The organism is Rhizobium grahamii CCGE 502 (genome assembly GCF_000298315.2).
Taxonomy (GTDB): Bacteria; Pseudomonadota; Alphaproteobacteria; order Rhizobiales; family Rhizobiaceae; genus Rhizobium; species Rhizobium grahamii.
On record NZ_AEYE02000004.1, the window covers coordinates 154,057 to 180,626 of the forward strand.

At 59.8% G+C, this 26,570-nt stretch carries 18 protein-coding genes, 1 tRNA gene and 2 pseudogenes; 14 read left to right on the forward strand and 7 right to left on the reverse strand.

Features of this window, described 5'->3' with window-relative positions:
• Window positions 1-61: 61 nt before the first annotated feature.
• The 3 genes from RGCCGE502_RS37100 (at window position 62) to RGCCGE502_RS03615 (ending at window position 5,042) form a co-directional block, all read left to right on the forward strand.
• Complete coding sequence (locus tag RGCCGE502_RS37100) at window positions 62-205, forward strand: hypothetical protein (RefSeq protein ID WP_019279660.1); 144 nt, start codon at window positions 62-64, stop codon at window positions 203-205.
• 300 nt (window positions 206-505) lie between these two features.
• Complete coding sequence (locus RGCCGE502_RS03610; RefSeq protein WP_016552807.1) at window positions 506-3,034, forward strand: methyl-accepting chemotaxis protein; 2,529 nt, start codon at window positions 506-508, stop codon at window positions 3,032-3,034.
• 166 nt (window positions 3,035-3,200) lie between these two features.
• Window positions 3,201-5,042 (forward strand): methyl-accepting chemotaxis protein, encoded by a 1,842-nt coding sequence (locus RGCCGE502_RS03615; RefSeq protein WP_016552808.1) that lies wholly within the window; start codon window positions 3,201-3,203, stop codon window positions 5,040-5,042.
• Here the strand turns inward: RGCCGE502_RS03615 and RGCCGE502_RS03620 are convergent.
• Window positions 5,015-5,248, reverse strand: a complete 234-nt coding sequence (locus RGCCGE502_RS03620) for a hypothetical protein (RefSeq protein ID WP_040673936.1) — start codon at window positions 5,246-5,248, stop codon at window positions 5,015-5,017. The two genes, RGCCGE502_RS03615 and RGCCGE502_RS03620, sit on opposite strands and share 28 nt — an antisense overlap.
• Window positions 5,249-5,336: 88 nt before the next feature.
• Between RGCCGE502_RS03620 and RGCCGE502_RS03625 the strand changes: the two genes are divergently transcribed.
• Window positions 5,337-6,206 (forward strand): LysR family transcriptional regulator, encoded by an 870-nt coding sequence (locus RGCCGE502_RS03625; RefSeq protein WP_016552810.1) that lies wholly within the window; start codon window positions 5,337-5,339, stop codon window positions 6,204-6,206.
• Window positions 6,207-6,225: 19 nt separating this feature from the next.
• Here RGCCGE502_RS03625 and RGCCGE502_RS03630 read toward each other — a convergent pair whose 3' ends face one another.
• On the reverse strand, window positions 6,226-6,462 hold the full coding sequence (locus tag RGCCGE502_RS03630; RefSeq protein WP_016552811.1) for an SMc00767 family acetate metabolism repressor: 237 nt from the start codon (window positions 6,460-6,462) through the stop codon (window positions 6,226-6,228).
• Window positions 6,463-6,484: 22 nt separating this feature from the next.
• Window positions 6,485-7,774 carry an isocitrate lyase gene (aceA, locus tag RGCCGE502_RS03635; protein WP_016552812.1) on the reverse strand — a complete coding sequence of 430 codons (1,290 nt, stop codon included), beginning with the start codon at window positions 7,772-7,774 and terminating at the stop codon, window positions 6,485-6,487.
• Window positions 7,775-7,966: 192 nt separating this feature from the next.
• Here aceA and RGCCGE502_RS03640 point away from each other — a divergent pair, with 192 nt between their 5' ends.
• From RGCCGE502_RS03640 to RGCCGE502_RS03660, 5 genes and pseudogenes are all read left to right on the forward strand, one after another.
• Window positions 7,967-9,379: a helix-turn-helix domain-containing protein gene (locus tag RGCCGE502_RS03640; protein ID WP_016552813.1), complete on the forward strand. Its 1,413-nt coding sequence runs from the start codon at window positions 7,967-7,969 to the stop codon at window positions 9,377-9,379.
• Between the two features lie 130 nt (window positions 9,380-9,509).
• Window positions 9,510-10,609: pseudogene (locus RGCCGE502_RS03645) on the forward strand (polyamine ABC transporter substrate-binding protein).
• Between the two features lie 93 nt (window positions 10,610-10,702).
• The gene (locus RGCCGE502_RS03650; protein WP_016552814.1) at window positions 10,703-11,845 is read left to right on the forward strand and encodes an ABC transporter ATP-binding protein; all 1,143 of its coding nucleotides are present in this window, start codon (window positions 10,703-10,705) and stop codon (window positions 11,843-11,845) included.
• Window positions 11,846-11,848: 3 nt separating this feature from the next.
• The gene (locus tag RGCCGE502_RS03655) at window positions 11,849-12,760 is read left to right on the forward strand and encodes an ABC transporter permease subunit (protein ID WP_016552815.1); all 912 of its coding nucleotides are present in this window, start codon (window positions 11,849-11,851) and stop codon (window positions 12,758-12,760) included.
• Between the two features lie 2 nt (window positions 12,761-12,762).
• The gene (locus tag RGCCGE502_RS03660) at window positions 12,763-13,581 is read left to right on the forward strand and encodes an ABC transporter permease (protein WP_016552816.1); all 819 of its coding nucleotides are present in this window, start codon (window positions 12,763-12,765) and stop codon (window positions 13,579-13,581) included.
• Here RGCCGE502_RS03660 and RGCCGE502_RS03665 read toward each other — a convergent pair whose 3' ends face one another.
• Window positions 13,582-15,462 carry an AsmA family protein gene (locus RGCCGE502_RS03665; protein WP_040673913.1) on the reverse strand — a complete coding sequence of 627 codons (1,881 nt, stop codon included), beginning with the start codon at window positions 15,460-15,462 and terminating at the stop codon, window positions 13,582-13,584.
• A gap of 161 nt (window positions 15,463-15,623) precedes the next feature.
• On the opposite strand from RGCCGE502_RS03665, the gene RGCCGE502_RS03670 reads away from it, so the two are divergent.
• Window positions 15,624-17,576 carry an acetoacetate--CoA ligase gene (locus RGCCGE502_RS03670; RefSeq protein WP_016552818.1) on the forward strand — a complete coding sequence of 651 codons (1,953 nt, stop codon included), beginning with the start codon at window positions 15,624-15,626 and terminating at the stop codon, window positions 17,574-17,576.
• Window positions 17,577-17,798: 222 nt separating this feature from the next.
• On the opposite strand, the gene RGCCGE502_RS03675 is transcribed toward RGCCGE502_RS03670, so the two are convergent.
• Window positions 17,799-21,512 carry a PAS domain S-box protein gene (locus RGCCGE502_RS03675; RefSeq protein ID WP_016552819.1) on the reverse strand — a complete coding sequence of 1,238 codons (3,714 nt, stop codon included), beginning with the start codon at window positions 21,510-21,512 and terminating at the stop codon, window positions 17,799-17,801.
• A 213-nt stretch (window positions 21,513-21,725) separates the two neighbouring features.
• On the opposite strand from RGCCGE502_RS03675, the gene RGCCGE502_RS03680 reads away from it, so the two are divergent.
• The 3 genes from RGCCGE502_RS03680 to RGCCGE502_RS03690 all read left to right on the forward strand — a co-directional run bounded on the left by RGCCGE502_RS03680 (window position 21,726) and on the right by RGCCGE502_RS03690 (window position 23,583).
• On the forward strand, window positions 21,726-22,175 hold the full coding sequence (locus RGCCGE502_RS03680; RefSeq protein WP_016552820.1) for a phasin: 450 nt from the start codon (window positions 21,726-21,728) through the stop codon (window positions 22,173-22,175).
• Between the two features lie 127 nt (window positions 22,176-22,302).
• A tRNA-His gene (locus RGCCGE502_RS03685) sits at window positions 22,303-22,379 on the forward strand.
• Window positions 22,380-22,593: 214 nt separating this feature from the next.
• The gene (locus RGCCGE502_RS03690) at window positions 22,594-23,583 is read left to right on the forward strand and encodes a potassium channel beta subunit family protein (RefSeq protein WP_016552821.1); all 990 of its coding nucleotides are present in this window, start codon (window positions 22,594-22,596) and stop codon (window positions 23,581-23,583) included.
• A 123-nt stretch (window positions 23,584-23,706) separates the two neighbouring features.
• Here RGCCGE502_RS03690 and ppk2 read toward each other — a convergent pair whose 3' ends face one another.
• Window positions 23,707-24,624, reverse strand: coding sequence for a polyphosphate kinase 2 (gene ppk2 / locus RGCCGE502_RS03695; RefSeq protein ID WP_016552822.1), 918 nt, complete (start codon window positions 24,622-24,624; stop codon window positions 23,707-23,709).
• Window positions 24,625-24,682: 58 nt separating this feature from the next.
• Window positions 24,683-25,015 (reverse strand): annotated as a pseudogene (locus RGCCGE502_RS03700) (inorganic phosphate transporter); the annotation flags it as partial.
• Window positions 25,016-25,534: 519 nt separating this feature from the next.
• Here RGCCGE502_RS03700 and RGCCGE502_RS03705 point away from each other — a divergent pair.
• Window positions 25,535-26,188: a hypothetical protein gene (locus tag RGCCGE502_RS03705; RefSeq protein ID WP_040673914.1), complete on the forward strand. Its 654-nt coding sequence runs from the start codon at window positions 25,535-25,537 to the stop codon at window positions 26,186-26,188.
• The last annotated feature ends 382 nt before the right edge of the window (window positions 26,189-26,570 follow it).

Below are 26,570 nucleotides of genomic sequence, written 5' to 3' on the forward strand. Positions count from 1 at the left end.
AGCTTTACCAGCAGGACGTTTTGTTGGATTGTTATGCCAGAGATGAAGTGAGGTTCTGCAAATGAACAAGAACACTCGACGCGCACGCGCCATTGCAATCGCCCAGGCCAAGCCCGACAACAAGCTCGTTGCCTTGCGCTATCTCGTTATCTCTGCCAGCGCATTGGCCGCCGTGGCCGCTCTTCTCCTCGCACGTTGGCTCTGACATCCCCCGAGTTCTTTTGGCGACCGCAATGAAGTAGTTTGTCCCGCTGGCTATCGCGCGGATAAATCGATTTGAATGCGCTTTTCCATAGTTTTCGCTTATCCGAAAATTAAGACATCCTCTGCAACATTCGCTCAATAATTTTGGGCGCTTACGCATGCGCGTGAAGCGAGTTGGCAATGACTGCCGCCCGGTCCCGGCCGGGACTCCAACTGTTCCAATTTAAGCAGCTCGATGCACTCGGTCGGCGCCCATCAGGCGGCCGGCGGGAGGAGTGGTGTATGGAAGGCCGGAACCGCCATGTTGATTGATAAGATTCTTTCCCGCTTCAGGATCAAAACCAAGGTCCTGATTTTTGTGTTGCCGTTCGTTGTCAGCATTTCGGCAGTCGGCCTGACGGGCCTTTATGCTTCGGGCATGCTGCAAGGACGCATGGAAATCTCCAATAGCGTGCTGCAGTCGCTGAGCGGGTTCAAGGATCTTTACGGCTCCATGGACGATTTCCTGCAGATCACCAGCCAGGAAGCCCGTGACAAGCTTTACGGGGACATCAAGACACAGCAAGGCACGCTGAACGCGACGCTGAAGCAGATCGGCGATAATGGTGGCCGCGACAACCTGCGGGCCGCGATCGACGGCACCTCGGGAATCTCCGATACTGTCGGCAAGCTCTGGACCCTGCATGAGCAGGAACTTGCCCTGCGCAAGTCGATCGACGACGCGCAGAAGGTAATGATTACCAGCCGCTTCAACGTCAACTACGACGCGCAGCAACTTGAGGAAAACATCCGCAAGGACGAGGGCAATGCCACGGCGACGCTGCGCGCGGCGGATCGTCTGCTGAAGGGCGGCGATACGCTGGCGACCGTTATGGGCGACTTCAACAAGGCCCAGCTGCCTGCCGACAAGCTGAAGGTCGTAACCGACGCGATTCCCGCGATCGCCAAGGCTCAGCGCCTGATCGAGATTTCGGTGCCGCAGAACCAGAAGAGCATGACGCAGTCGCTGTCGCAGACGATTAGCGACGTCAAGGCGCAGGCGACTGCCGCCGACGCTGGCACCGATGAGGCGATTGCCAATCTCGGTCGGCTCGTTTCGCGCTTTCGCCAGATGTCGACGTATACTCAGCTGACGGCGACGCAGATGATGCGCGAAGCGACGACGACTTTCGTCGAGCTGGATAGCCGCATTGCGCAGACGAACTCGGTTCTCGAAGACACGCGCCGTCTGGAGAGCGCGATCTACTCGCTGCAGCTGGTTCTCGGCGAATTCGCTGCCAAGCCCGGCAAGGAAAACCGCGTCCGCCTGCATCAGGAGATTGCGACTCTCGGCACCAACCTCAACACCCTGCTTGCCAGTGCGAAAGGCATGAACTTCGCGGAAGACATCGTCGCTGCGATGTCGCCAGCCCTTGCCTCCATGGACAAGGATGCCCAGAGCCTGGTCGACACGATCAACCAGCGTGTTGCCGACTACGCTTCCGCCCGCCAGCAACTCGATGCTGTCTGGGGCCAGCTGACAACCTTCGCCGAGCTGCAAAAGCAGAGCGCCGGTGCCGAACGCACGCAGGCAAACGGCATCTCGGTGCTGACGACCGGCCTCGGCATTCTCGTCTCGATCATCGGCGGCATCGCGCTTGTTCTGACGCTGCAGCGCCCGATCGGCCAGATCACCGCAGCGATGCGTCGCATTGCCGACGGCGTTCTCGATACCAACATCTCGGGCGATCTGCGGTACGACGAAATCGGCGACATGGCTCGCGCGCTCGGTATCTTCAAGGAGAACGCGATCTCCAAGATCCGTATCGAGGAGCAGAGTGAGGAAGAGCGCGCTGCAGCCGAGCATGAGCGCCAGCGCAACGATGCCGAGAAGCGGGAGATGGACCGCCAGATCGAGTTTGCTGTCAACGCGCTCGCGTCCGGCCTCGAACGGATGTCGCAGGGCGACATCTCGACCACGATCGAGACGCCGTTCATCGGCCGCCTTGAACAACTTCGTCAGGATTTCAACGGCTCGATGATGCGCCTGCAGGCGACGATGAGCCAGATCCGCGACAACGTCGAGATGATCCAGGGCAATGGCAACCAGATGGCCCAGTCGGCGGAAGATCTCTCCAAGCGCACCGAGCAGCAGGCTGCCTCGCTGGAAGAGACCGCTGCTGCGGTTGAACAGATCACGGTGACGGTCCGGTCCTCCGCGGAGCGAGCCAAGGATGCGGATCAAATCGTCCGCCAGGCCAAGCGCAGCGCCGACGACTCGGCCGTCGTCGTCAGCAACGCGATCGATGCCATGGGCCGGATCGAAGGCGCATCGCGGCAGATCGAGCAGATCATCGGCGTCATCGACGAGATCGCCTTCCAGACCAACCTGCTGGCACTGAACGCCGGAATCGAAGCTGCGCGTGCCGGTGAAGCCGGCAAGGGCTTCGCCGTCGTCGCGATGGAGGTGCGCGAACTTGCACAACGATCCGCTGCTGCGGCGCAGGAGATCAAGGGGCTCATCAACAAGTCGACGACAGAGGTCAGTTCCGGTTCGCAGTTCGTGCAGGAGACTGGCACGGTGCTCGCAAAGATCAGCGCCCAGATCGTCACGATCAGCCAGCATGTCGAGACGATCGCGCGCGCAAGCCACGACCAGTCGAACGCGCTGCAGGAAGTCAATGCGACCGTCAACCAGATGGATCAGATGACGCAGCAGAACGCCGCGATGGTGGAAGAGACCACTGCGGCAAGTCGCGAGCTTGCCGTCGAGGCGGATTCGCTGCTGCGGCTCATCCAGCAGTTCAAGATTGATGGCGACGCGCAGCCGGCGGTCTATCGCGCCGCATAAAGCGACCGCAAGCACAAGCGCTTTGAGGGCCCCGGTATTCCGGGGCCCTTTCTGTTTCTCGATCGGCTGCGTGCCTTTTTCAAATTTTTGACACTTGTCAATTTTTTTAAAATTTTCCTTAAATTTTTAGCGTTAACCCATGAGGCTCATGTCTCAGGGGATACCTATGCTGCGCCTGTTCTCGGCTTCCATCGTACGTCAGATTGTTGCCATCACACTCGTTCTACTCGCCTTCAGCACCGCAGCGATCGTCTGCGTCACCTACTACAATCTGAGCGCCTACGTGATGACGAGCGCCGTTTCCGACGCAAAGGACGCGAGCCGGACGATGGCGGTTCTCTACGGCGCGAGCGATGCCGGAGTGAGGGTGGACGTCAGCAACAATGAGCTCGCGAGTGTGACGGAAGAGAAGCTTCCTTCACTCGGCGATCACGTGCTGGTCGATCGCACGGCACAGTCGATCGCTGGCGTTGCCACCGTCTTTGAGCGCCAAGGCGGCGACTACGTCCGCGTCTCCACCAACGTAAAGAAAGAGAACGGCGACCGCGCTGTCGGCACGAAGCTTGCCACCGATCATCCGGCGCAGGCGGTGTTGGCCAAGGGTGAGGCCTACTACGGTCCTGCTGACCTTTTCGGTCGTAAATTCATGACGGGCTATTTCCCGGTGAAGAACACGGCTGGTTCGAACGTGGGGATCCTGTTCATCGGCATCCCGATGGAGGTCTACTACAGCAGCCTGCAGCAGCTGCTGATGCTGGTGGCCGGTGTTGGTGTCGCAGTTTTGCTGCTGGTCGGCGTGGTGGCCTACTTCGCGATCCGCGCGTCCATCAGGCCGCTGGAGGCGCTGACCGCAACCATTCACACGATATCCGACGGTAATCTCAACGGGCCGATCCCTTGCGTGGAGAAGCAAAACGAATTCGGTGCGATCGGACGCGCGCTCGCGCTGTTCCGCGACAATGCCCGCGCCCGTCTGACCTTGGAGGTGCAAGCTGCGGAACAGCGGCAACTCAGCGACGACGAGCGCGCCCGCAACGACGCCGAGAAGCGCGCGCTCGACGGCCAGATCGACTTCGCCGTCAACCAGCTTGCTGCAGGCCTGGGGCGTCTGGCGCGGGGTGACGTTTCGCAGACGATCCAGACACCATTTGTCGGTCGCCTTGAGCAGCTCCGTGTCGACTTTAATGCCTCCCTCGTTCGGCTGCAGGAAACGTTGGCACGCATTCGCGACAACACCGCTTCGATCCAGAACAACTCCGGTGCCATGCTGGCCTCTGCCGACGAGCTTTCGAAGCGCACTGAAGCACAGGCCGCCAACCTGGAGGAGACCGCAGCCGCAGTTGAGCAAATCACCGTGACCGTCAAATCGTCCGCGGTGCGTGCACGCGAAGCGAACGAGGCCGTGTCCGCGACCAAGAAGAATGCCGATAGTTCGGGCGCAGTCGTCAGCGACGCGGTCGCGGCGATGAACCGCATCGAAGAGGCATCGAAGCAGATCGAACAAATTATCGAAGTCATCGATGATATTGCGTTCCAGACCAACCTTCTGGCGTTGAACGCCGGTATCGAGGCGGCTCGGGCCGGCGAGGCGGGCAAGGGCTTTGCGGTGGTCGCGCAGGAGGTGCGCGAGCTTGCACAGCGGTCCGCCGACGCGGCGCGCGAAATCAAGGGGCTGATCGAGAAGTCGACGCGTGAGGTTATGGCAGGCTCCGGCCTCGTGCAGAAGACCGGTGCCGTGCTTGCAACGATCAGCCAGGAGATCGTTGCGATCAGCAGCCACGTTGAAACGATAGCGACGGCAAGCCAAGATCAATCAGCCGCTCTGCAGGAGGTCAATGGCGCCGTCAATGCAATGGACCAGATGACACAACAGAACGCCGCAATGGTCGAGGAAACCACGGAGGCCAGCCGGAAACTTGCCAACGAAGCTGATGCTTTGATGACGTTGGTGCAGCAGTTCCGGTTCGAAGCCGCACAGGATTATGACCGAGTAAGGCAGGCGGCGTGACCGATCTGTCCGGATCGGCATGCATCCTTTCCTCGGGGGCGAAGCGTCCCGCGGTTTAGCCGGGGAGACATGAGGAAGGCCGCGAAGCGGACCATACTGGAGTTGCCGACGCTCTCGTAGAATTCGCTTTCGGCTTTTGCCGAATACTTATCACGACTGTCGTTCAGCAGATCCGCAATCTGTGCGATGGCGATGACAGTAATCATGGCGATGTCCTTCAATCTTGGGCATCGCCTTAGTTATTCCTCGGAATTTGCTTTATAAACGGGAATTCTCTCACTATGTTTTTCACTCATGAAAAACACGCAGTGGGATTCCTTTCAATTATTCGTGCAGGTTGCCCGCTTCGGCGGGCTGACCGGCGCCAGCGCGTCGAGCGGACTCAGTCCCGCCACGATCGGTCGCCGCATGCTCGATCTCGAACATGAGATCGGCAAGGCTCTCTTCATCCGCAGCCAGACGGGATACGGCCTCACTGCGGACGGGCAGGTCCTTCTGGATCATCTGCAGGACATGGAGGCCGCGGCCCGCAAGGTCGACGCCTGGCGGCAGGCGGGCAGCGTCGGCGCCACGGTAAGGGTGGCTGCAGGCACCTGGGTGGCCTGGCTCCTGACGGACAACTTCGCAGCGATCCGCAAGCCGGGCGATGCCTTTGCCGTCTCGCTGACCATCGGCGAAGCGCGCGCCAACCTCAATTACAGGGAAAGCGATATCGGCATCCGCGCTTTCGAGCCCGAAGAAAGCAACCTCGCCGCACGCCCGCTCGGCGAGGTGGCCTATGCGGTTTACACGAGGCGCAACGCTGACGGCGCCGAGGAGCGGTGGGTGGCGGTCGCCGAAGACGAGGCGATCTCGAACTATCTCCGCTGGCCGCATCGCAATGCAGCCGGTTCGATCGTTGCGACCGTCAATCGTCCGCGCTCCCTTCCGGAGTTGGTCAGAGCCGGTGCGGGTAGGGCCGTCCTGCCGTGCTTCGTCGGCGACCTCGATCCCGAACTGCAGCGTCTTGGTGGCGAGTTGCTGGAACTGCGCCACCGGCAATGGATCGTCATGAACAACGAGGATCGGCACCGACCGGAAATCCGGACCGTTGCCGATCGCATGACGAAATTGCTGAAGAGCTATGTCGATCTCTTCGCGGGCAAGCGCCCCAGCCGAAGCTGAGGGCGCCGACCGATGCCGTTCAGCTGCGTCCCGCGACGATGACGGGGATCAGAAGGTCGCCCCAGTTCCCGTCGCCACCATGGTGTCTCGCCGAGCGAACGATCTCGACGGAAACGCCGGCATCGACTGCCTTCATGACCGATTGGTTCAGTCGGTGCAGGTCGTTGGCGAGCATGCGGATCATCGTCTGCTGATCCGGGGTCATGCAGGTGGACTGTTCTTCAGCGCGTTCCTTGACGCGTGCAAGCGTAGGCATGGCATTCTCCTCCTTGGTGCGTTCATTCTGCTGCTGGTTTGAACTGTGCGTGTTCGGTGGATTCCTTCATTGCGGTGGTCGACGAACGTCCGCCGGTGATGGCCATGGAAACGGCATCGAAATAGCCGGTGCCGACTTCGCGCTGATGCTTGGTCGCGGTGTAGCCGTTGATCTCCGCCGCGAATTCCGCCTCCTGCAGTTCTGAGTAGGCGGCCATCTGCCGGTCCTTGTAGCCGCGGGCGAGCTCGTACATGCCGAAGTTTAGCTGGTGGAAGCCGGCAAGCGTGATGAACTGGAACTTGTAGCCCATCGCGCCGAGTTCGCGCTGGAACTTGGCGATAGTCGCGTCATCCAGATTCTTCTTCCAGTTGAACGACGGCGAGCAGTTGTAGGCAAGCAGCTTGCCGGGATGCACCTTGTGGACGCCCTCGGCGAAACGGCGCGCCTGCTCGAGATCCGGCTTCGAGGTCTCGCACCAGATGAGATCGCAGTGCGGTGCATAGGCGACCGCGCGTGCGATGCACGGCTCGAGGCCATTGCGGACCTGATAGAAGCCTTCGACCGTGCGGCCGGCATCGTAATCGACAAAAGGCTGGTCGCGTTCGTCGATATCGGACGTCAGCAGCTTGGCGGCTTCCGCATCGGTACGGGCGATAACCAGCGTTGGAACGCCCATGACATCGGCGGCAAGGCGGGCTGCGTCGAGGTTGCGGATATGTGCAGCGGTCGGGATCAGGACCTTGCCGCCGAGATGGCCGCATTTCTTCTCCGACGCCAGCTGGTCTTCGAAATGGACGCCGGCAGCGCCTGCTTCGATATAGGCCTTCATGATCTCGAAGGCGTTCAGCGGGCCGCCGAAGCCGGCCTCTGCGTCAGCGACAATCGGCGCAAACCAGGTCTCGACGGAAAGGCCGTTCTGTTCTGATGTTTCGATCTGATCGGCACGCTGCAGCGTTCGGTTGATCCGCTTGGCCAGTTCCGGGCCGGCATTTGCCGGATAGAGGGATTGATCCGGATACATGGCAGAAGCGGTATTGCTGTCCGCGGCGACCTGCCAGCCGGAAAGGTAGATTGCCTTCAATCCGGCCCGGACCATCTGCATCGCCTGATTGCCCGAGAGCGCGCCGAGCGCGTTAACGAAATCATCCCGATGGAGAAGCTGCCACAGGCGCTTGGCGCCCATTTCCGCGAGTGAATAGCGCAGTTCGACGGAACCGCGCAGTCGTCTGACGTCATCGATCGAGTAGGGTCGCTCGACACCGTTGAAACGTCCGGCGGGCAGGTCTCGATGCAGCTTGTCAAATTCTGTCATTTCATGCTCCTTGCGGATTTTGTAGTCGGCTTGAATAGTTGACAGAATTTACAAACGTCGGAAAAAATCCAGATTTTTCTATGGAATATCGGTCTTATTCGAGTTACGATGAAAAGCTTTTGACAGGTGTCTACTGTCAATTTGTCAAGTATTGTAAATCGAGCTCGTCGGAGTTTTGTAAAGGATTGTCACATGGGGGAGCGCAAGATTTTTGCGGGACCAAAGGTCAGGCGCATTCGCAACGGCCTCGGCTTGACCCAGTCGGCGATGGCCGAGGCGCTCGGGATTTCTCCGTCCTATCTCAACCTTATCGAGCGCAACCAGCGGCCACTGACCGTGCAACTGCTCCTGAAGCTCTCTTCGGTCTACAAGGTCGATCTGGAGGAGCTGAGGGAAGGCAGTGGCAGCAGTCTCAATCAACTGAGGGAGATTTTTGCGGATCCGCTGCTGGCGGGCGAACTTCCCGGCGATCAGGAGCTCGTCGAGGTCGCGGAAGCAGCGCCCAACGCGGCCAGCGGCATCATCAAGCTGTACCGCGCCTACAGCGAACAGGCGAGCCGCTTGTCAGACCTGACGTCCCTGACAGCGGGACCGGGACAAATGCCGCTGGCGGGCGCGCGGCTTCCAGCCGACGAAGTCCGCGATGTTCTAGAGCGGCGCTCCGCCTATTTCCCTGAGCTGGAGGCAGCGGCAGAGGCCTTCCTGACCCGCTTTGGCGAGGTGCGTGATCTGCCGGCGGCGTTCAAGGAGTGGCTCGGGGCGGAGCGCGGGATCAGTGTCCGTATCCTTCCAGTTCATGTCATGCCCGACCTGCGGCGCCGCTTCGACCGGCACTCGATGCGTCTCTTCGTCTCCGAGCGACTGTCGCCGGCCGATCAGGCGCACGAGGTTGCCATCGAGGTTGCGACGCTCGCCTTGCGCGATGCAATCCTGATGGAGCTCGAAGGTCTGGCGCTGTTGACGCCGGAGGCGAAGCGGATAGCCCGCTTCGAACTCTCTCGTTACGGTGCGTTGGCGCTCGCCATGCCCTATGCGCCATTCCTCTCTGCAGCCCAAGCCAGCCGCTACGATGTCGACATCCTTCGCTCGCGCTTTGGCGTTTCCTATGCGCAGGCGGCGGCCCGGCTGGTCACGCTGCAGCGTCCGGGTGCCTCCGGCATTCCATTCTTCATGATGGAGATCGATGCGGCCGGCCACCGGCTGCGGCGTGCGGGCGCGCAGGGCTTCCCGCATTCGCGTTTTGGCGGCGGCTGTCCCAAGCTGAACATTCATGCGGCCTTCCTTCAGCCCGGCCAGATTCTTGCCGAAACGGTCGAGCTGCCGGATGGCGGTCGCTACCTCACCGTCGCCCGGACGCTGGAGGGGCCGAACGTTGCGTTCGGCGAGCGGGTGAGGCGCACGGCATTGCTACTCGGCTGCGAGGCGGCGACCGGTGAAGCGTCGGTCTATGGTCAGGTTGTAACTGCGCAGCAGCCGGTCCTGATCGGACCCGCCTGCCGCTTGTGCGAGCGGCGCGGTTGCCTCTCGCGCGCCGAACCACCCGTCACACGACCGCTGGGCCTCGATGAGATGGTTACAGGCCTCAGCAGCTTCGACTTTCAATGACTGTGAAATGATTGAGACTACTGGTTTTTGCGCTTGTAGGCTCTCGAAAAGCTTTCTAGTCTGCCTGCAAAACCAGAGGGGCGGCGTCCGCAAAGCGGCACCGCAAAGCAAGAAGAAAACAGGAGATAGCATGAGGTCAGTAATCGCAAGACTTGCAGCGAGCGCCGTTGTACTCGCGTTCGCCGCTGCGCCGTCCTTTGCGCAGGAGCGGGTGGTCAACATCTACAATTGGTCGGACTACATCGACAGCTCGATCCTAGAAGACTTTACCAAGGAAACCGGGATCAAGGTCGTATACGACACCTTCGATTCCAACGAGACGGTTGAAACAAAGCTGCTCGCTGGCGGCACCGGTTACGACGTGGTCGTGCCAAGCGGCGACTTCCTTCAGCGCCAGATCCAGGCTGGCGTCTTCCAGAAGCTCGACAAATCCAAGCTGCCGAACCTCGCCAACATGTGGGATATGATCCAGCAGCGCACCGCCATGTACGACCCCGGTAACGAATACGCGGTGGACTACATGTGGGGCACCAACGGCATCGGTTACAACAAGAAGAAGGTCGCCGAGATCCTCGGACCCGACGCAAAGGCACCGGGCCTTGAAGCAATCTTCGATCCGGCGGTTGCGGCAAAATTCAAGGATTGCGGCATCTATATGCTGGATGCGCCAAAGGACGTCATGCCGTCGGCCCTGACCTATATCGGCCTTGATCCCAATTCGAGCAAGCCGGCCGATCTGCAGAAGGCCGGCGAACTGCTGGAAAAGGTAAGGCCCTTCGTTCGCAAGTTCCATTCCTCGGAATATATCAACGCTTTGGCCAACGGCGACATCTGCATCGCGTTCGGTTACTCCGGCGACATCTTCCAGGCTGCCAACCGTGCGACCGAAGCCAAGAATGGCGTCGAAGTCGGTTATGCCATTCCGTCACAGGGCGCGCAGATGTGGTTCGACATGATGGCGATCCCGGCGATGCCAAGCACGTCGCCGAGGCGCACGAATTCCTCAACTACATGATGAAGCCTGAGGTCATCGCCAAGGCCAGCAACTATGTGTTCTACGCCAACGGCAACAAGGCGTCGCAGCAGTTCATCGACAAGGAAGTCCTCGACGACCCGTCGGTCTATCCGAGTGAGGACGTGATGAAGAAGCTCTACAGCGTCACTCCTTGGGATCCGAAAACGCAGCGCACCGCGACCCGGATCTGGACGAAAGTCGTCACCGGCCAATAACGAAAATTAGGCCCGGTCGGCAACGCCCGGGCCTTTTCTTTCCGTACCGGTCTCGGGGAAGCCGGCTCTTAGAATGACTTTTCGGGGCACAATATGAAGTCACTTGGCAATATCCGCCGCTCCTTTGCACCGTGGACAGACCCGGCATCGAAGCCGTTTATATCGTTCAACAACGTCACGAAGCGGTTTGGCGACTTCACGGCCGTCGACGACCTGTCTCTGAATATCTATCACCGCGAATTCTTTGCTCTGCTCGGGGCTTCCGGCTGCGGAAAATCGACGCTGCTGCGCATGCTTGCAGGCTTCGAACAGCCGACCTCGGGCGAAATCGTCCTCGACGGCACAAACCTTGCCGGCACGCCGCCCTACAAGCGGCCAGTCAACATGATGTTTCAGTCCTACGCGCTCTTTCCGCATATGACCGTGGAAAAGAATATCGCCTTCGGCCTGCGCCAGGATGGCATGCCGAAGGAGGAGATTGCTGAGCGCGTTCTGCAGATGCTGAAGATGGTGAAGCTCGAGAAGTTCGCCGCGCGCAAGCCGAACCAGCTGTCCGGTGGTCAGCGCCAGCGCGTTGCTCTGGCGCGTTCCCTTGCCAAGCGGCCGAAGGTGCTGTTGCTCGACGAACCGCTCGGTGCGCTGGACAAGAAGCTGCGTGAGGAAACGCAGTTCGAGCTCATGGATCTCCAGCAGAACCTCGGCCTGACCTTTGTCGTGGTGACCCACGACCAGGAAGAGGCGATGACCATGGCCGATCGAATTGCGGTGATGAGCCACGGCAAGGTCATCCAGGTGGCGACGCCGGCCGAGATCTACGAGGCGCCGAACTCCCGCTTTGTCGCTGACTTCATCGGTGACGTGAACATCTTCGATGGCAAGGTCGCGAGCGCGAATGACAGCACCGTCGAGATTGCTGTCGACGAAGATTTTTCGATCAGCGTCATCACCCCTGAAAAGCCGACCATGGGCTCGTCGGTCGGCTTCGCAATTCGTCCGGAAAAGCTCAAGGTTTCACGCAAGCCGCCTGCCAATCCGAAGGTGAACGCGGCCTCCGGGGAGCTGTGGGACATCGGCTATCTCGGCGACATGACGGTTTTCCACGTGAAGCTGACGAGCGGCAAAGTGGTCAAGGCCTCGCTTCTCAATGCCCAACGTGCCGTCGACGATCCGTTTACTTACGATCAGGAAGTCTGGATCACCTTCGCCGAGGATGCCGGCGTCCTTCTCAAGGATTGAACCATGGGCAAGCTCGGTTCCGCCTTCTACAATCGCCTGGTCATCATCGTTCCATATGTCTGGCTGCTGCTGTTCTTCCTGGCGCCGTTCTTCATCGTCTTCCGCATATCGCTGTCGACGACGGCAATCGCCATGCCCCCCTACGAGCCCGTTTTTTCGCTCGGTGACGGCTTGGCCGGTTTCTGGGAAAAAGTCGGCACTTTTTCCTTCGACAACTACAGCTACCTCATCGATGATCCGCTCTATGTGAACGCTTACATATCGAGCCTGGTGATCGCCGGCATCTCGACGTTCCTGACGCTGCTGATCGCGTATCCGATCGCCTACGGCATGGCACAGGCGCCGCGTAGCATCCGTCCGACGCTGCTGATGCTCGTCATCCTGCCGTTCTGGACGAGCTTCCTGATCCGGGTTTACGCCTGGATCGCGATCCTGAAGCCGGAAGGATTGTTCAATCAGCTGCTGCTATCGCTGCACGTCATCGACACGCCGCTGATCATCCTGAACACCAATGTCGCGGTCTATATCGGCATCGTCTATTCCTATCTGCCGTTCATGGTCCTGCCGCTCTATTCCTCGCTGGAAAAGATGGATGACACCTTGATCGAAGCTGCGCAGGATCTTGGTTGCACGCCGATCAGCGCGTTCTGGCGAGTGACTTTCCCGCTGTCACTGCCCGGCGTCGTCGCCGGCTGCATGCTGGTGTTTATCCCCGCTGTCGGCGAGTTCGTTATCCCGGATCTCCTTGGCGGATCGCAGACGCTGATGATCGGCAAGACGTTGTGGAGCGAATTCAATTCCAACCGCGACTGGCCAGTGTCCTCGGCGGTGGCGACCATCCTGCTGCTGATCCTGGTGATCCCGATCGTGTTCTTCCAGAACGCGCAGGCCAAGGCCGATGAGCAGGGGAGATAGACATGCTGAGATGGACCCGTTTCAACGTCGCTTCCGTCGCGCTCGGCTTTGCGTTTCTCTACCTGCCGATCGTTCTTCTGGTCGTGTTTTCCTTCAACGAGTCGAAACTCGTGACCGTCTGGGGTGGCTTTTCGGCCAAATGGTACGTCTCGCTCCTTCATAATCAGGCTTTGCTCGATGCTGCCTGGGTGACGATCCGCGTCGGGATCCTCTCGGCCACCGCGGCAACGATCCTCGGAACGCTGGCCGCGATCGCTCTGGTGCGTTACACGCGCTTTCGCGGGCGCATGCTGTTTTCCGGCATGGTGTACGCGCCGCTGGTCATGCCCGAGGTGATCACCGGCCTGTCGCTTCTGCTGCTCTTCGTGGCGATCGGCCTCGACCGCGGCTTCTGGACGATCACGCTGGCGCACACGACGCTGACGATGTGTTTCGTTGCCGTTGTCGTGCAATCGCGACTGCTGAGCTTCGACCGATCGATCGAGGAGGCGGCCCAGGATCTCGGCTCGCCGCCCGTGCGGACGTTCTTCGAAATCACGTTGCCGATTATTGCGCCTGCAGTGCTTTCCGGCTGGATCCTCGCCTTCACATTGTCGCTGGATGACCTTGTCATCGCGAGCTTCACCTCCGGCCCCGGAGCGACGACGCTGCCGATGAAGATCTACAGCCAGGTCCGCCTCGGGGTAACGCCCGAGATCAATGCGGTCTGCACCATTCTGATCGGCATCGTGGCGATTGGCGTCATCTGTGCATCGACGATCACGAAGCGTCGCGAACTGCAGCGCGAGCGGGACGAGCGTGCGGCGGCAAACGCGCCGTGACTACTTGGTCGACCCCTGCTGCGTGACCGGGGCAGGGGAGATAACCGGCTCCGGCCACGCACCGCCAACGAAGAACGGCAGAGGCGGCAAGCTCGGCGATACCGTTGGGTCGGTCGCCTCGATCGTTCCCGACAAGGCCAATCCATTCGACCGGTAGGGAATGACGCCGGAGAGGATCAGCGTCTGCTGCGGTCCCTCGATGCGTGCCCCGTGGATTGTCGCCGCGCCATCCGCGAGGTCCGCGGTGATGTCGAAATTGTCGAAAGCGAAGGCGCGATGGGATACCGAATTCAAGGGAAAGAAGTCGGCCCGTGCTGCCTCTTCGCGCACCGCTTCCGCATCAAATCCTGGAAGTGAGCCTGACCGCGCGCGGAAGGCGATTCTTCCCGTCACGTCGCTGGCGCCGGCCTTCCAGAGCGGCATCAATGTCTTCACCGACATGTCCAGAGAACCCGTTGCAAGCGGCAGCGGTCCTTGGAGCTGAAGCCGCTCGATCAGGCCGGCAAAGTCGGCGCCCCGGATCGACAGTTGCAATCTGCCGCCGCCGTCGAAATCCCCACGCATCGCCTCCAAGTGAGCGGATAGTTCGCCGCCCTCGAATTGGCTGTCGCCGATGTCGAACTTCGCCTCGTTGCTGGAAACGATGATGCTGGCCCCGACGTCCGATAGCGTGAAAGGCTCCACCAGCGCCTGCTTGGCGGAAAGCCGCAGGTCGAGGTCCAGCTTTTGCAGAAGTCCGCCATCGGGCGGTCCATCCGCCTCGCCGGCGGCCAAGCGTAGGATAAACGCATCGAACAGCGACCTGAAATTCATTTGGTCGAAAGCGAGCGTGCCACCAAGCTTGGCTCGCTTGCCCGGTGGAAAGGCCACGTCCATCGCACCGCGCGCATTCGATCCATTCATGCTCATGTTGACATTGTCGAAGCGGAAGCCGTTCGGAACCGACGCGACATCCGTCTCGAGCGAGAAGGTCCGAAGGGTCGCGATACCCGGCAGCGATCGGTCGACCCATGTCAGCAGTGCCGGCATGTCGGGGATGCTGAGCGCCATGTTGCCGGAGAGGTCGAAGAGATGCGAGATATTTGCCACCCCTTGGAACCGCGCTGTAAGTAGGCCGGAAGTCAGCGATGCCGTCATCTCCGCGCTCTTGCCACCGAAGATGAGCAACGGGCTGCGGGAGGAAAAATCGAGCTTCAAATCCTGTCCGCTCGTCCGTGCGATCAGCACGGCGGTGATTGGGCTCGAAAGTTTGCGCCAGCTGACATCGGCGGTCACGCCCTCGAAACGGAAAGTCCTGCCGCTGGCGACGTCGGCGACATTCACGGTCCCATCCTCAACGGTGATGGCCCCGATGGCGGCATCCAGCTTTTTGTCGAGGACTTCTTTTCCGCCCTCTTCGCGCGCATTGGCGATCGCTTTTGCCAGAAGCCCCTCGTTGGTCCAGTCGATCACGCCGCTGCTTTCGCGGGTCAGCAGCAGGTTGGGGCGCAGAAGATGGAACTCGTGGAAGCTTGCACGGCCTCTGATCGCGTCAATCACGCTGAATTCGGCGGAAAGGCTTTCGACGGTTCCAAGCAGCTTGGCTCGGTCATCTTTCTGGCGAACGGAGATCTTGCTGAGGATAATCCGAGGCGTCGGCCAGAATTCGATGACCGGCTTGCCGGCGATCTCTGCACGATAGCCTGCCCATTTCGAAAGCGCATCCTCAATCCCGGATCGAACAAGGCCGGTGGAGATCAGATAGGGGGCGGCCACCCGAAGCGCAACGAAGATAGACAAGACAACGAGCAGCGTGACCGTTGCCAGCCTCGCAAAGCTTGGCAGCCAGCGGGTCACAGGCCTGATTTTCTTCCACCATCGCGGCTGTCGTGACGTCCCCATATAATCCGCCAGTCTCTTCGGGTAATTGCCCTTAATGCTCTGAAATGCCGGATATATCAAATGCCGTTTGCTTGCAAATACATGCCGCTGGCCGTGCTCGTCACTGCCTTTATAAGCTGATATTGCATTGTATATAGACGAGCGAACAGAAGGAGTGTCGAATGCGCGACGATAAGCCACTTTGGGTGCCATCTCAGGCATCGATTGAGGCAAGTCCGATGTATGCCTTCATGGAGAAGTGCAACCGCGACTTTGGGCTCTCACTGGCAGGCTATGGCGACCTGCACGCATTTTCCGTCGCTGATCGGGAGCGGTTCTGGACATCCGTCTGGGACTTCTGCGGTGTCAAAGGCGAGCGCGGAATCCCGGCGCTTATCAATGGCGATGTCATGTTGGATGCGCGTTTCTTCCCTGATGCCACCCTGAATTTTGCCGAGAATCTGCTTTGCCAAGAGGGCGCCGACGATGCCCTGATTTTTCGCGGCGAGGACAAGGTCGCCGACCGCTGGAGCTGGGACCGGCTGCGCGCTTTGGTTTCCAGGCTGCAGCAGGCGTTCAAGGCGATGGGCATCGGCTCCGGCGATCGCATTGCGGCGATGATGCCGAACATGCCGGAAACGGTGGCCTGCATGCTGGCCGCCGCCTCGATCGGCGCGATCTGGTCGTCCTGTTCGCCAGACTTCGGGGAGCAGGGCGTGCTCGATCGGTTTGGCCAGATCGAGCCGAAGCTCTTTATCGCCTGCGACGCCTATTGGTATGGCGGCAAGTTGCAGGACGTGAAGACCAAGGTGGAGACCGTGACAAGGCAGCTGGGCGTGCCCTGCCTCGTCGTCCATTATGCCGGCGATGCAGCCGCTGTTGTCAACGAGACACCGGGTAGCAAGACGCTGGAAGACTTCATCTCGTCCTTTGAACCACGTCCGGTCGAGTTCACGCGCCTGCCGTTTTCCCATCCACTCTATATTCTCTTCTCGTCGGGAACGACCGGTGTTCCGAAGTGTATCGTGCACTCCGCCGGCGGCACATTGTTGCAACATCTCAAGGAACACCGGCTGCATTGCGGCATTCAACCCGGCGAAAAGCTCTTCTATTTCACCACCTGCGGCTGGATGATGTGGAACTGGCTGGTGAGCGGACTGGCGGTCGGGGCCACGGTCTGCCTCTTCGATGGCTCGCCGTTCGCGCCCGACGGGAATGTGCTGTTCGACTTTGCCGCAGCCGAGAAGTTCGCCGTGTTTGGAACGTCGGCGAAGTATATCGACGCGGTCCGCAAGAGCGGGCTGACACCAGCAACAAGCCACGACCTTTCCAGTCTGCGGCTGATGACGTCGACCGGGTCACCGCTTTCACCCGAGGGCTTCACCTTCGTCTATGAAGGCATCAAGGAAGACGTCCAGCTCGCTTCCATTTCCGGTGGGACGGACATTGTCTCCTGTTTCGTCCTCGGTAATCCTTTGCAGTCGGTCTGGCGTGGCGAGATCCAAGGCCCCGGCCTTGGTCTCGCGATGGATGTCTGGGATGACGACGGCAAGCCGGTTCGGCAGGAAAAGGGCGAGCTCGTCTGCACCAAGGCCTTCCCGTCGATGCCCGTGATGTTCTGGAACGACCCGGATGGCGCAAAGTACAAGGCAGCCTATTTCGAGCGTTTCGACAACGTCTGGTGCCACGGCGACTTTGCCGAGTGGACAGAGCATAACGGCATCGTCATCCATGGACGATCCGACGCCACGCTCAACCCCGGCGGCGTCCGCATCGGAACGGCCGAGATCTACAACCAGGTGGAGCAGATGGCCGAAGTCGCGGAAGCGCTCTGCATCGGCCAGGAATGGGATGACGATGTCCGCGTCGTTCTTTTCGTTCGCCTCGCGCCCGGTGCAGCCCTCACCGAGGAATTGACTAAGGCGATCAAGAGCCGCATTCGTGCCGGCGCCTCGCCGCGCCACGTACCTGCGAAGATCGTTGCCGTCACTGATATTCCGCGCACCAAGTCGGGCAAGATCGTCGAGCTTGCCGTGCGCGAAATCGTCCACGGCCGGCCGGTCAAGAACAAGGAGGCGCTCGCCAATCCAGAGGCACTGGAGCTGTTTGCGGGGCTCGAGGAATTGCGTATCTGACCGAGAGAAATCACCAGCCGGTTACAAGCTTTCACCTTTGAGAGATTGAGGGCCGCGGCAACCTTTCGTTAAGAAACGTTGGTCAGAAGTAAATTCAACTTGGGGCTGCGCATGAACGAGGCAGCCGGAGCCCTTGGCTCCTAAAACATGATGTTGGACTGACTAAGCCCTTGTTGAACAGCACCCAAACTCTGAGGCAGCCTTTTGGCTGCCCTTTTTTGTTCAGCCTGCAAGGACCCGCTGCGACGGGAAGGCGATCTCGACCAAAGTGCCTTCATTGGGTGCGGAGCTGATCGCGAAAATCGCCCGGTTGGCATCGACCATCGCCTTGGTGAGCGGCAGGCCGAGCCCCGTACCGTCACCGCGGTGTCGCGACTGTGCGGAAACCTGGCGGAATGGCTTCATCGCCTGCTCGAGTTCGCTCCGCGTCATGCCGACACCGGTATCACGCACGCGCAAGACGACGCTGCCGTTTGCCTCGTAGGAGGTTGATACGACGATCTGCCCCCCGGCCGGCGTGAACCGGATCGAGTTGGAGAGGACGTTGAGCGCGATCTGCTTGATCGAGCGAAGATCCGCAACGACATCGGGCACAGCCTGGGAGAGGGCGGTGCGGATGATCACGCGTTGGCTGTTTGCCTGCGGTTGGAGCAACGAAACCGCCTCCGAAATGGCATTGTTCAGGTCGATGGCGCCGAAGTCCAGTTCCATTTCCCCGGCCTCGATCTTCGAGATGTCCAGCAGGTCGTTGACGATGTCGAGGACATGGCGGCCGGAACGACCGATGTCATTGGCGTATTCGACATAGCGCGGATGCCCGATGGGACCGAAGCGCTCGGTTGCCATCATGTCGGAAAAGCCGATGATTGCATTCAGCGGCGTGCGAATCTCGTGGCTGACACGCGCCAAGAAATCCGTCTTGTGTTCGTTGGCGGTCTCCGCAGCGCTCTTGGCGTTTCGAAGTTCGTCTTCCGTGCGTTTCCATTGGGTAATGTCGCGAATGACTGCGCAATAGCCGCTGGAGGAGGTGAGCCGTCCCATCGTCATGAAGAGCGGCACAAACCCGCCGCCGGCCTCGCGTCCGATCACTTCGCGGCCATCGTTGAGCACGCTTGCGACGCCGTGGCCCGACAGGCCGCCGAGGTAGTCGAGCACGGCCTTCTGGCTCTCATGCGCAAACAGCATGACGAACGGCTTCCCGCGGGTCTCGTCCTCGTCGTAGTTGAAAAGCGCGCTGGCGGAGCGATTCATCGAACGGATGTCACCCTCCGCGCCGATCACCACGACCCCGTCTGTTGCCGTTTCGAGGATCGACCGTAGCTCCTCGACCTCTACCTGCAGCTTTGCGACCTTCTCCAGCATCCTTTCGAAGGAGCGGGGCTCCGCAGGCGGCACAGGTCGCACTGGAACCACCGCATCACTTGCTGCCGGCATCAGGGCGAGCATCAAGGCGCTGCTTTCTTCCCAGCGAATGGACTGCAGCCGTGCCGTGACCGGAATGAGGCTATCATCGACCGTTACCAGCATCATCGAGCCGGAGCGGCCGGCACTTTCTTGAAGGTCTGAACGCTGCAGCAGCGCATCGATGCCGCCGACCCCGCTTAATTCCTCAAGCGTCTTGTAGCCGGTCAGTCGCATGAACTCCGGGTTCGCGTGGATCAATTCGTCGCCGGCATGCACGAGGACGGCGACGGGGAGCTGGTCGACGGTCGCGGCGGACAGTCCCCCGATCATTTTGGCGCGCGGCGGAATGAAGCTTGCCAGCATATCCATTTGGCTGACGGTTTCTTCCAGCCCTTCGGTCACATCGTCTTCGCCAGACTCGCTGGTATCGACCGTCTCGCCTTCACCGGCCTCAGCCTTGGCGATGTCTTGATCTTCAAACGAGGCGTCAGTGGCCGCTTCATCAACATGCCCGGTGATTGCCTGCGTTACCGCTGCGGGCGCGTCATGCTCTTCAGTCTCGCTTACCGCAGGCTCTTCGTCGCGCACTTCCGGCTCTCGGACGCCGAAGGCTTCGAGGCGCTTGGCGATCTCGCGGAAATTTGCCTGCTCGGCGGAGGTCAGCCGCGGGCCGACGCCATGCAGTTGGACGATCTTGTCCGTCAGGCGACGGCTTGGGGTTTCGACAATCCGCAAGGCGGGCGGCTCGGCGGCTGGCGACGGATTGACTGTCGGCTCGGTCCTCACTTCGTCGTCAGCGTCGGCGGTAGCAGGTTCGTCTGCGGGCGCTTCGGATGGGAGCGTCGCTGTCTCGTCGCTGGCCGCCACTTCTTCGGCGCGCGCCGGCGCCGCATCATCCTCGGAGGCCTCCGGCTGGTCGGGTATTGCGGCGTCATCGGTCAAGCCGTTCGGACCAAGCGTCAGTCCAAGCGCCAGAGGGTCTTCGGCCGCATCGGACAGGCGCACGACCCCAAATCCTCGAAAGCCGTCGAATTCGCGGCTGCGTGTATAGGTGGGCAGGGCTGCGAGATCGACCGGTACGGCCAGGCTCGTTCCCTCGATTGGCCAATGGATCGTCTTGCCGGACCAGGTGTCGCGGCGCGCCAGAGCTTCGCTGATCTTGCCTTCAGGATCGAGATTGAAGAGCGCCGCAATGTCGCTGAACGGCGTGCCGATGATATCAGCCGCATGCGGTCCCACCGCTTCGGCAAACTCATTTGACACCTCGCTGAACCGCCCTGCCGCGTCGATTTTCCAGACGAAGCGGGTGGCGCGGCTGTTCGGGTAGAAAACGAAGGCGTCAGCCTTGGCAGCCGGCTCAGGTTCCGGCTGCTCTCTCTCGGCAGCGATTTCGACACCATGATCGGTTGCCCCCGGGCTTTCCACAACCCGTGCTTCTGCCGGGATCTCTTCGGCCGCTGTCGGTTCCTCGTTCGAGGCGATGGAAACCGGCTCGTTCCCGGCTCCGTCCGATATCATTTCCAGTGCCGGTACGTCCGCATAGGCTTCGACGGAGTGTTCTTCGACCGGCATGGGTAGCTTACCGGCGTTTTCCGGCACCGGCCTGTCCTCTTGGCTCATCACCTCAGGAGCCGGCTCGGCGTCCATCGCTTCTTCGGCGATTGCAGCAGGTTCCGAGTTCACCGCTTCCGCGGCATCGCCTTCATGGAGGCTCTCGTCGAGAGGCTCTTCCAGGTCTTCGATGCCGGCAATGGCATCGATCGCATCGACGAAGTTTGCTGTCTCTGGCGCCTCGTTATAGTTAACGGCGGCTGTGGATAAGTCGTCTTCAGCGGCCGTCGGGGTGTCGATCGGGTCGAGGTGGCCGATGACGGTTTCGACCGCAAAAAGCAGATTGAGCACCGGCTCGTCGCTGAGTCGTCCGACGGCCGCTGGAAGGTAGCCCTTGCCGGTCGCGACGGGCCGCTTCACCAATCGATCGGCATGATCGCCGGCCATCGTGGTCATGGCCTTGGCGGTCTGCTGTGTGACGCCGAGCGCTGCGAAACCAGGGGAGGCGGCGATGATTTCGCCGCCAGCGCCGATTACAGCCATATGCGTATCCGGGTCGTCGAGCCCTTTGAGCATCTGTTCCGCGGAGGCCTTGATCGACAGTGCACGAGTCGCGACCGGCAGCGACAGAAGAACGGCGCGCTCGCCCGAGGAAAGGCGGATCAGTTCTACCGTTGCCTGGACGGCAACGCGCTGGAAGCCCCTGGCAATCCGGATCAGGAAGTTGCGGCTGTCGCCGACATTGACAAGCTGCCGGGCTGTCACCTGCAACTGGCGAAAGGTGATGTCGGCGCCGTCGATGCCCTGGTCCAGCAGGTCGTAGACTGCCGATTGCCCGAAGAGTTCAGCGCCAGCGCCGTTTGCCCAGAGAGCCCGGCTGAGATCCGCCGAAAGCAGCACCATCGCTTCGCCGCGCGAAAAACGTTCCCGCACGCGTGGATGCACGGCGATGTCGATGAACGGATATTGGACTGCGGGCATGATCGAACCTTCAGCTTCGGTCACTCTGAAATTAATAGTCTATTAATAACGATAGGCCGGAATGGGGTCCAGAACAGCCCTCGGCTTTCGGCCGAAAAGGTTAACGTGTTGTGCGTCGCACAAAGATGTTGCAATGCACAAATACCTGCGCTATATAATGAACATCTAACCTACGAGGCGATATCCATGCCGAGGCAAAAGGAGCACAGACCAATGGCGAGCATAAAGATGGACGACGTTTTTTCAATGTCGTCGTTTGATCCTTCCAAGTTCACTGAATCCTTCCGGGATTTCGCGGAAAAGGGCGCGCAGCAGTCGCGCGAAGCCTACGCGAAGATGAAGACCGCTGGCGAGGATGCGAGCAAGACGCTCGAAGCAACGGTTCAGACGGCCCAGGCCGGCGCCGTTGAAATCGGCCACAAGGCAATCGACGCCCTGCGTACGAACGCCGAAAACTCGCTGACGCACATGGAAGCTCTGCTTGCCGTCAAGTCAGTCGCCGAACTCGTCGAACTGCAGACCACCTTCCTGCGCAAGCAGGTCGAGCTGACCATCGAGCAGGCCAAGTCGATGCAGGAAACCTCCAAGCAGGTTGCCGAAAAGCTTGCCAAGCCTTCCAAGGACGCAGCTGAAAAGGTCATGGCCTCCTTCAAGGCGGCCTGATTTTTCGAGACGACACACGAAGAGGCTGGACCATTTGTCCGGCCTTTTTGTATATTGGGGAGAGATAGGACTTGAATTAATTTCCAAGTCCTCGTATGTGACCCCCGTCGCGTCGGACGCGATTTGTGCGGTTGTAGCTCAGTTGGTTAGAGCGCAGGTTTGTGGCACCTGAGGTCGGAGGTTCGAGACCCCCCAACCGTACCATTCTCCCCCAAGAAAATTAGTTGCAGTACGCGGGTGGTGACTAAGCCATCCCTATACGTCGCTCCGACGAGCGATGTCGCTTTGCCCGCCTTTCCGCGGCAGGTCCTTCACTCCGCACTCTCATTTTTTGCCTTGCACCCGAGCGCGATAAGGCTAGGTTCGCTACGAGCAGCCGCCCGGCTGGTTTCTTGTAAGCATTCGTAGGAGATTCGTGATGGAGTATCGTCGTCTTGGCAAATCAGGCCTGAAAGTCAGCGAATTCTCCTTCGGATCTTGGGTCACCTTTGGCAAGCAGGTGGAGGGCGGCGATGCGGTCAGCCTGATGAAGCTCGCCTATGACAACGGTGTGAACTTCTTCGACAATGCCGAAGGGTACGAGAGTGGAAAATCCGAACTTGTCATGGGCGAAGCGCTCAAGACGCTTGGCTGGAGCCGCGACAGCTTCATCGTCTCCAGCAAGGTATTCTGGGGTGGTGAGAAGCCGACGCAACGCGGCCTGTCGCGCAAGCACGTGACCGATGCCGCCCACGCCGCACTCAAGCGGCTGCAGGTCGAGTACCTGGACCTTTATTTCTGCCACCGGCCGGATATCGATACGCCGATCGAAGAGACGGTTCGGGCGATGCACGATCTCGTGGCACAGGGGAAGATCCTCTACTGGGGAACCTCGGAATGGTCGGCGCAGCAGTTGACTGAAGCCTATGCCGTCGCGCGAGATCTTCGCATCACCCCGCCAACGATGGAGCAACCCCAATACAATATATTCGAGCGCCAGAAGGTGGAAGCAGACTATCGTCCGCTTTACGACCTCTTGGGTCTCGGAACCACGATCTGGTCGCCGCTTGCGTCGGGCGTCCTCACCGGCAAGTACAATAACGGTGTGCCGGCTGACAGCCGAATGAATCTTCCCGGATACGAGTGGCTCAAGGAGAAGCTGTCGAGCGACGCTGGCCGCGCCCAACTCGCGAAAGTCCGCGAGTTGGCGAAGCTTGCAGACGAGATCGGAATATCGATCACGCACTTGGCTCTATTGTGGTGCCTGGCGAACAAGAACGTCTCGACTGTTATTCTTGGCGCGTCGCGCACAAGTCAGTTGGAGGATAATCTTGCCGCCCTTTCGCATAGGGACAAATTGACGCCAGACGTGCTCGACCGCATCGACGCCATCGCCGGAAACAAGCCGGCAGCGCCCCAACGGTTCTAGCTGCGCTAGATCCGCAAGGCCGCACGCGACCCGACCTTCTTGCGGTTGGCCGGAGCGTTTGGCTGGACGCGTCACCACGTGGAGGTACTGTCTGGCGGGCGCAGTCCGCCAGCCACAAAACGGTCAATACTTCGGGGGAACGTAGAGCTCCTGCGGCAGCACCTTGCGCTCGTAGTCGGGATTGAAGACGCGGTCGGGCAGCGTGATTTCCTCGTGTGGAACATCGCCGTAGGGTATTTGCTGCAGCAGGTGGTCGATGCAGTTCAGTCGCGCCCGCTTCTTGTCGTTGCCTTCCACAATATGCCACGGCGCCTCGGGAATATTGGTGCGCGCGAAAGTCTCTTCCTTGGCCTTCGTATAGGCCTCCCAGCGGACGCGCGATTGCAGGTCCATGGGCGACAGCTTCCACTGCTTCAGGGGGTCGTGGATGCGAACGAGGAAGCGCATCTGCTGCTCTTCGTCGGTGATCGAGAACCAGTACTTGACGAGCCGGATGCCGGAACGGACGAGCATGCGCTCGAATTCCGGAACGTCGTTGAAGAATTGATCGACCTGATCCTCGGTCGCAAATCCCATGACGCGCTCAACGCCAGAACGATTGTACCAGGAGCGATCGAAGAGGACGATTTCACCGCCGGCCGGCAAGTGCGGCACGTAGCGCTGGAAGTACCACTGCGTCTTCTCGCGGTCGGAAGGGGCGGGCAAAGCGACGGTGCGGACGACACGCGGATTGAGGCGCTGCGTGATGCGTTTGATCACGCCGCCCTTTCCTGCGGAGTCGCGACCTTCGAAGATCACGACAACCTTCTCTTTGTTATAGACTACCCAATCCTGAAGCTTGATCAGCTCCGCCTGCAGCGACAACAGCGCACGGAAATAGTCGAGCCTCGGGATCGAGACCGGATGGGCATTTCGATAGATCTTGCGGATTGCGTCGGAGAGTGCCGGTTCCGAGAGTTCCAGCTCATAATCCTCATCGAGGGTATCGGCCAGTTCGGCCTCAAGCCAATCTGAATGTTCGTTGTCGGATTTGTTGTTCATGGACGTTCACCCTCAATGCGTTCGTGGCAAGGTTTGAAGTAAGGTTGCCGAGCCGGCGTCAGAACAATTGGCGCAAGACGACAAACAAAAGAAAGGCGATCATGATCGAGGCAGGAAGCGTCAAAATCCACGCCATCAGCATGTTCCTGACCGTCGCCCATTGCAGCCCCGAGCCGTTCGCGGCCACACCGGACGATAGTACATGTGTCGTGGAAACCGGCAATCCCAGGTGATCGGCTGCACCGATCGTTGCCATTGCCACGACTTCGGCAGCGGCACCTTGGCCATAGGTCAGGTGCGTCTTGGCGATTTTCTCGCCGACCGTGACGACGATGCGCTTCCAGCCGACCATTGTGCCGAGCCCGAGAGCGAGGGCAACGGCGATCTTCAGTAGGCAACATAACCAAGTCCTGTAAGGAGCAGGATCAAGAAGACTGGGAGGAACCATCTTCCTGCGCTGCGTCCCTCCAGTGGATGGCTCGCTCGATCGTGACGATGTTCTTCAGCCTGAACTATTGTCATCTTTCGGCTCCTCTTGGGACTGGTCCTTGGTCGGGTCTATTCCCATAGAATGAAGCTCCTGTGACATCAGGCGCCCGGCCTGTGCATTGAGTGCAAAGAATTTCTCATCTTATACGTGCGGCTTTCCTTGAATTAGGCAAAGATACATTGCGATATCTCTATATGGACGCGGTTCAGCCACCTTCTCGCCGCCCTTTGTTCATTCTTTACTAATAAATCCAAAGCTGGGGAACGGGGCACCAAAGAGGGATCACAGACTGTCGGAACGTTAATTCGCTCACTTGTAGATGCCGATTGATATCGGCGCCTGGTGCGATTTCCCGTGTCCTGACACTCAGACCTACCTGCGTTCCAACGCTGTGATCCAAAGAATGAAAGGTGCATAAGTATGGGATTTACTCTCCTTATTCAGACTCTCAGCCAAGATCCTGCAGTATCAATCAAGTCTGCATTGAGAATAGTGCATTTCATTGGGTTGGCACTCGGGCTTGGCGCCGCAACAGTGCTCGATCTTCTTGTGTTGCGGTTTTTGGTCAGAGGCAAGATCACCGAAGATCATTGGAAGGTCTTCAAGTTCGGCTCTAAAGTCGTCAACTGGGGCTTGATCCTGCTCTGGGCCACAGGACTTGGTTTTCTCACTTATTATGGTGCGTTCGATCCGGCGAAGCTGGGCAATGAGAAGATCTGGGCCAAGATGACCATCGTGCTCATCCTGACCGTCAACGGCGGCTTTATCCACTCCGTCATCCTTCCGCGCGTAAAGAAGCAAATCGGTCGTTCGATCATGGAAGGCCTGCCTTCGTCGCATCGTAGTGTGTTTATCGTCTCTGGTGCGATTTCGGCCGTCTCCTGGTACGTGCCGATGATGCTCGGCGCGCTGCCGCAACTCAACTTCGCAGTGCCGATGGGTACAATCCTGGTCGCCTACGCCGCCCTGCTGGGCTCGGCGATCTTGTTTGCCCACGCATTGCTGTTCGTCGTCCCAACCGGAAGCTCTGAGGAGGCTTCTGAAGACGTCGCTTTGTCCGCTAAGTTTGCGTGACAGCCACATCGAGGCGCGTGATCTTCGGGCCACCCGCTCCGTGATCCTTTGACCTAGCGGTATCGTTGGATCCTACCTATATCCGCTCAGCCTGGACTTGCTTCGGAAAATGCCTTGCCCCTTTTCGAAGCAAGTCCGGCGGTGCATCGGTCTTTGCCGAAGCGCCTAACCAAGAGCCTTGGCTCTTGTCTCATTTGCCCGATTTCGATCGCAATGATTCGCCCTCAGGCCGATGTGGGCGCCTAAAAATAGGTGACAAATCGCCGCGTGCCGCCCGCTTTTTTCTTCGATGGCTACATGGGTGAATGGAACGGGACGGTCAGTCAAATGTGCTTTGCTTACAAAGGGCAATAGGGTTTTAGGACCCGGTTCGGCTTCCCGC

Coding starts and splice junctions, on each gene's coding strand:
- RGCCGE502_RS03650 (WP_016552814.1), top strand. CDS start 10,703: ATGAAGTCACTTGGCAATATCCGCCGCTCCTTTGCACCGTGGACAGAC.
- RGCCGE502_RS03630 (WP_016552811.1), bottom strand. CDS start 6,462: ATGCCTACGCTTGCACGCGTCAAGGAACGCGCTGAAGAACAGTCCACC.
- RGCCGE502_RS37100 (WP_019279660.1), top strand. CDS start 62: ATGAACAAGAACACTCGACGCGCACGCGCCATTGCAATCGCCCAGGCC.
- RGCCGE502_RS03670 (WP_016552818.1), top strand. CDS start 15,624: ATGCGCGACGATAAGCCACTTTGGGTGCCATCTCAGGCATCGATTGAG.
- RGCCGE502_RS03705 (WP_040673914.1), top strand. CDS start 25,535: ATGGGATTTACTCTCCTTATTCAGACTCTCAGCCAAGATCCTGCAGTA.
- RGCCGE502_RS03625 (WP_016552810.1), top strand. CDS start 5,337: ATGAAAAACACGCAGTGGGATTCCTTTCAATTATTCGTGCAGGTTGCC.
- RGCCGE502_RS03655 (WP_016552815.1), top strand. CDS start 11,849: ATGGGCAAGCTCGGTTCCGCCTTCTACAATCGCCTGGTCATCATCGTT.
- RGCCGE502_RS03665 (WP_040673913.1), bottom strand. CDS start 15,462: ATGGGGACGTCACGACAGCCGCGATGGTGGAAGAAAATCAGGCCTGTG.
- RGCCGE502_RS03620 (WP_040673936.1), bottom strand. CDS start 5,248: ATGATTACTGTCATCGCCATCGCACAGATTGCGGATCTGCTGAACGAC.
- RGCCGE502_RS03610 (WP_016552807.1), top strand. CDS start 506: ATGTTGATTGATAAGATTCTTTCCCGCTTCAGGATCAAAACCAAGGTC.
- RGCCGE502_RS03615 (WP_016552808.1), top strand. CDS start 3,201: ATGCTGCGCCTGTTCTCGGCTTCCATCGTACGTCAGATTGTTGCCATC.
- ppk2 (WP_016552822.1), bottom strand. CDS start 24,624: ATGAACAACAAATCCGACAACGAACATTCAGATTGGCTTGAGGCCGAA.
- RGCCGE502_RS03690 (WP_016552821.1), top strand. CDS start 22,594: ATGGAGTATCGTCGTCTTGGCAAATCAGGCCTGAAAGTCAGCGAATTC.
- RGCCGE502_RS03640 (WP_016552813.1), top strand. CDS start 7,967: ATGGGGGAGCGCAAGATTTTTGCGGGACCAAAGGTCAGGCGCATTCGC.
- RGCCGE502_RS03675 (WP_016552819.1), bottom strand. CDS start 21,512: ATGCCCGCAGTCCAATATCCGTTCATCGACATCGCCGTGCATCCACGC.
- aceA (WP_016552812.1), bottom strand. CDS start 7,774: ATGACAGAATTTGACAAGCTGCATCGAGACCTGCCCGCCGGACGTTTC.
- RGCCGE502_RS03660 (WP_016552816.1), top strand. CDS start 12,763: ATGCTGAGATGGACCCGTTTCAACGTCGCTTCCGTCGCGCTCGGCTTT.
- RGCCGE502_RS03680 (WP_016552820.1), top strand. CDS start 21,726: ATGGCGAGCATAAAGATGGACGACGTTTTTTCAATGTCGTCGTTTGAT.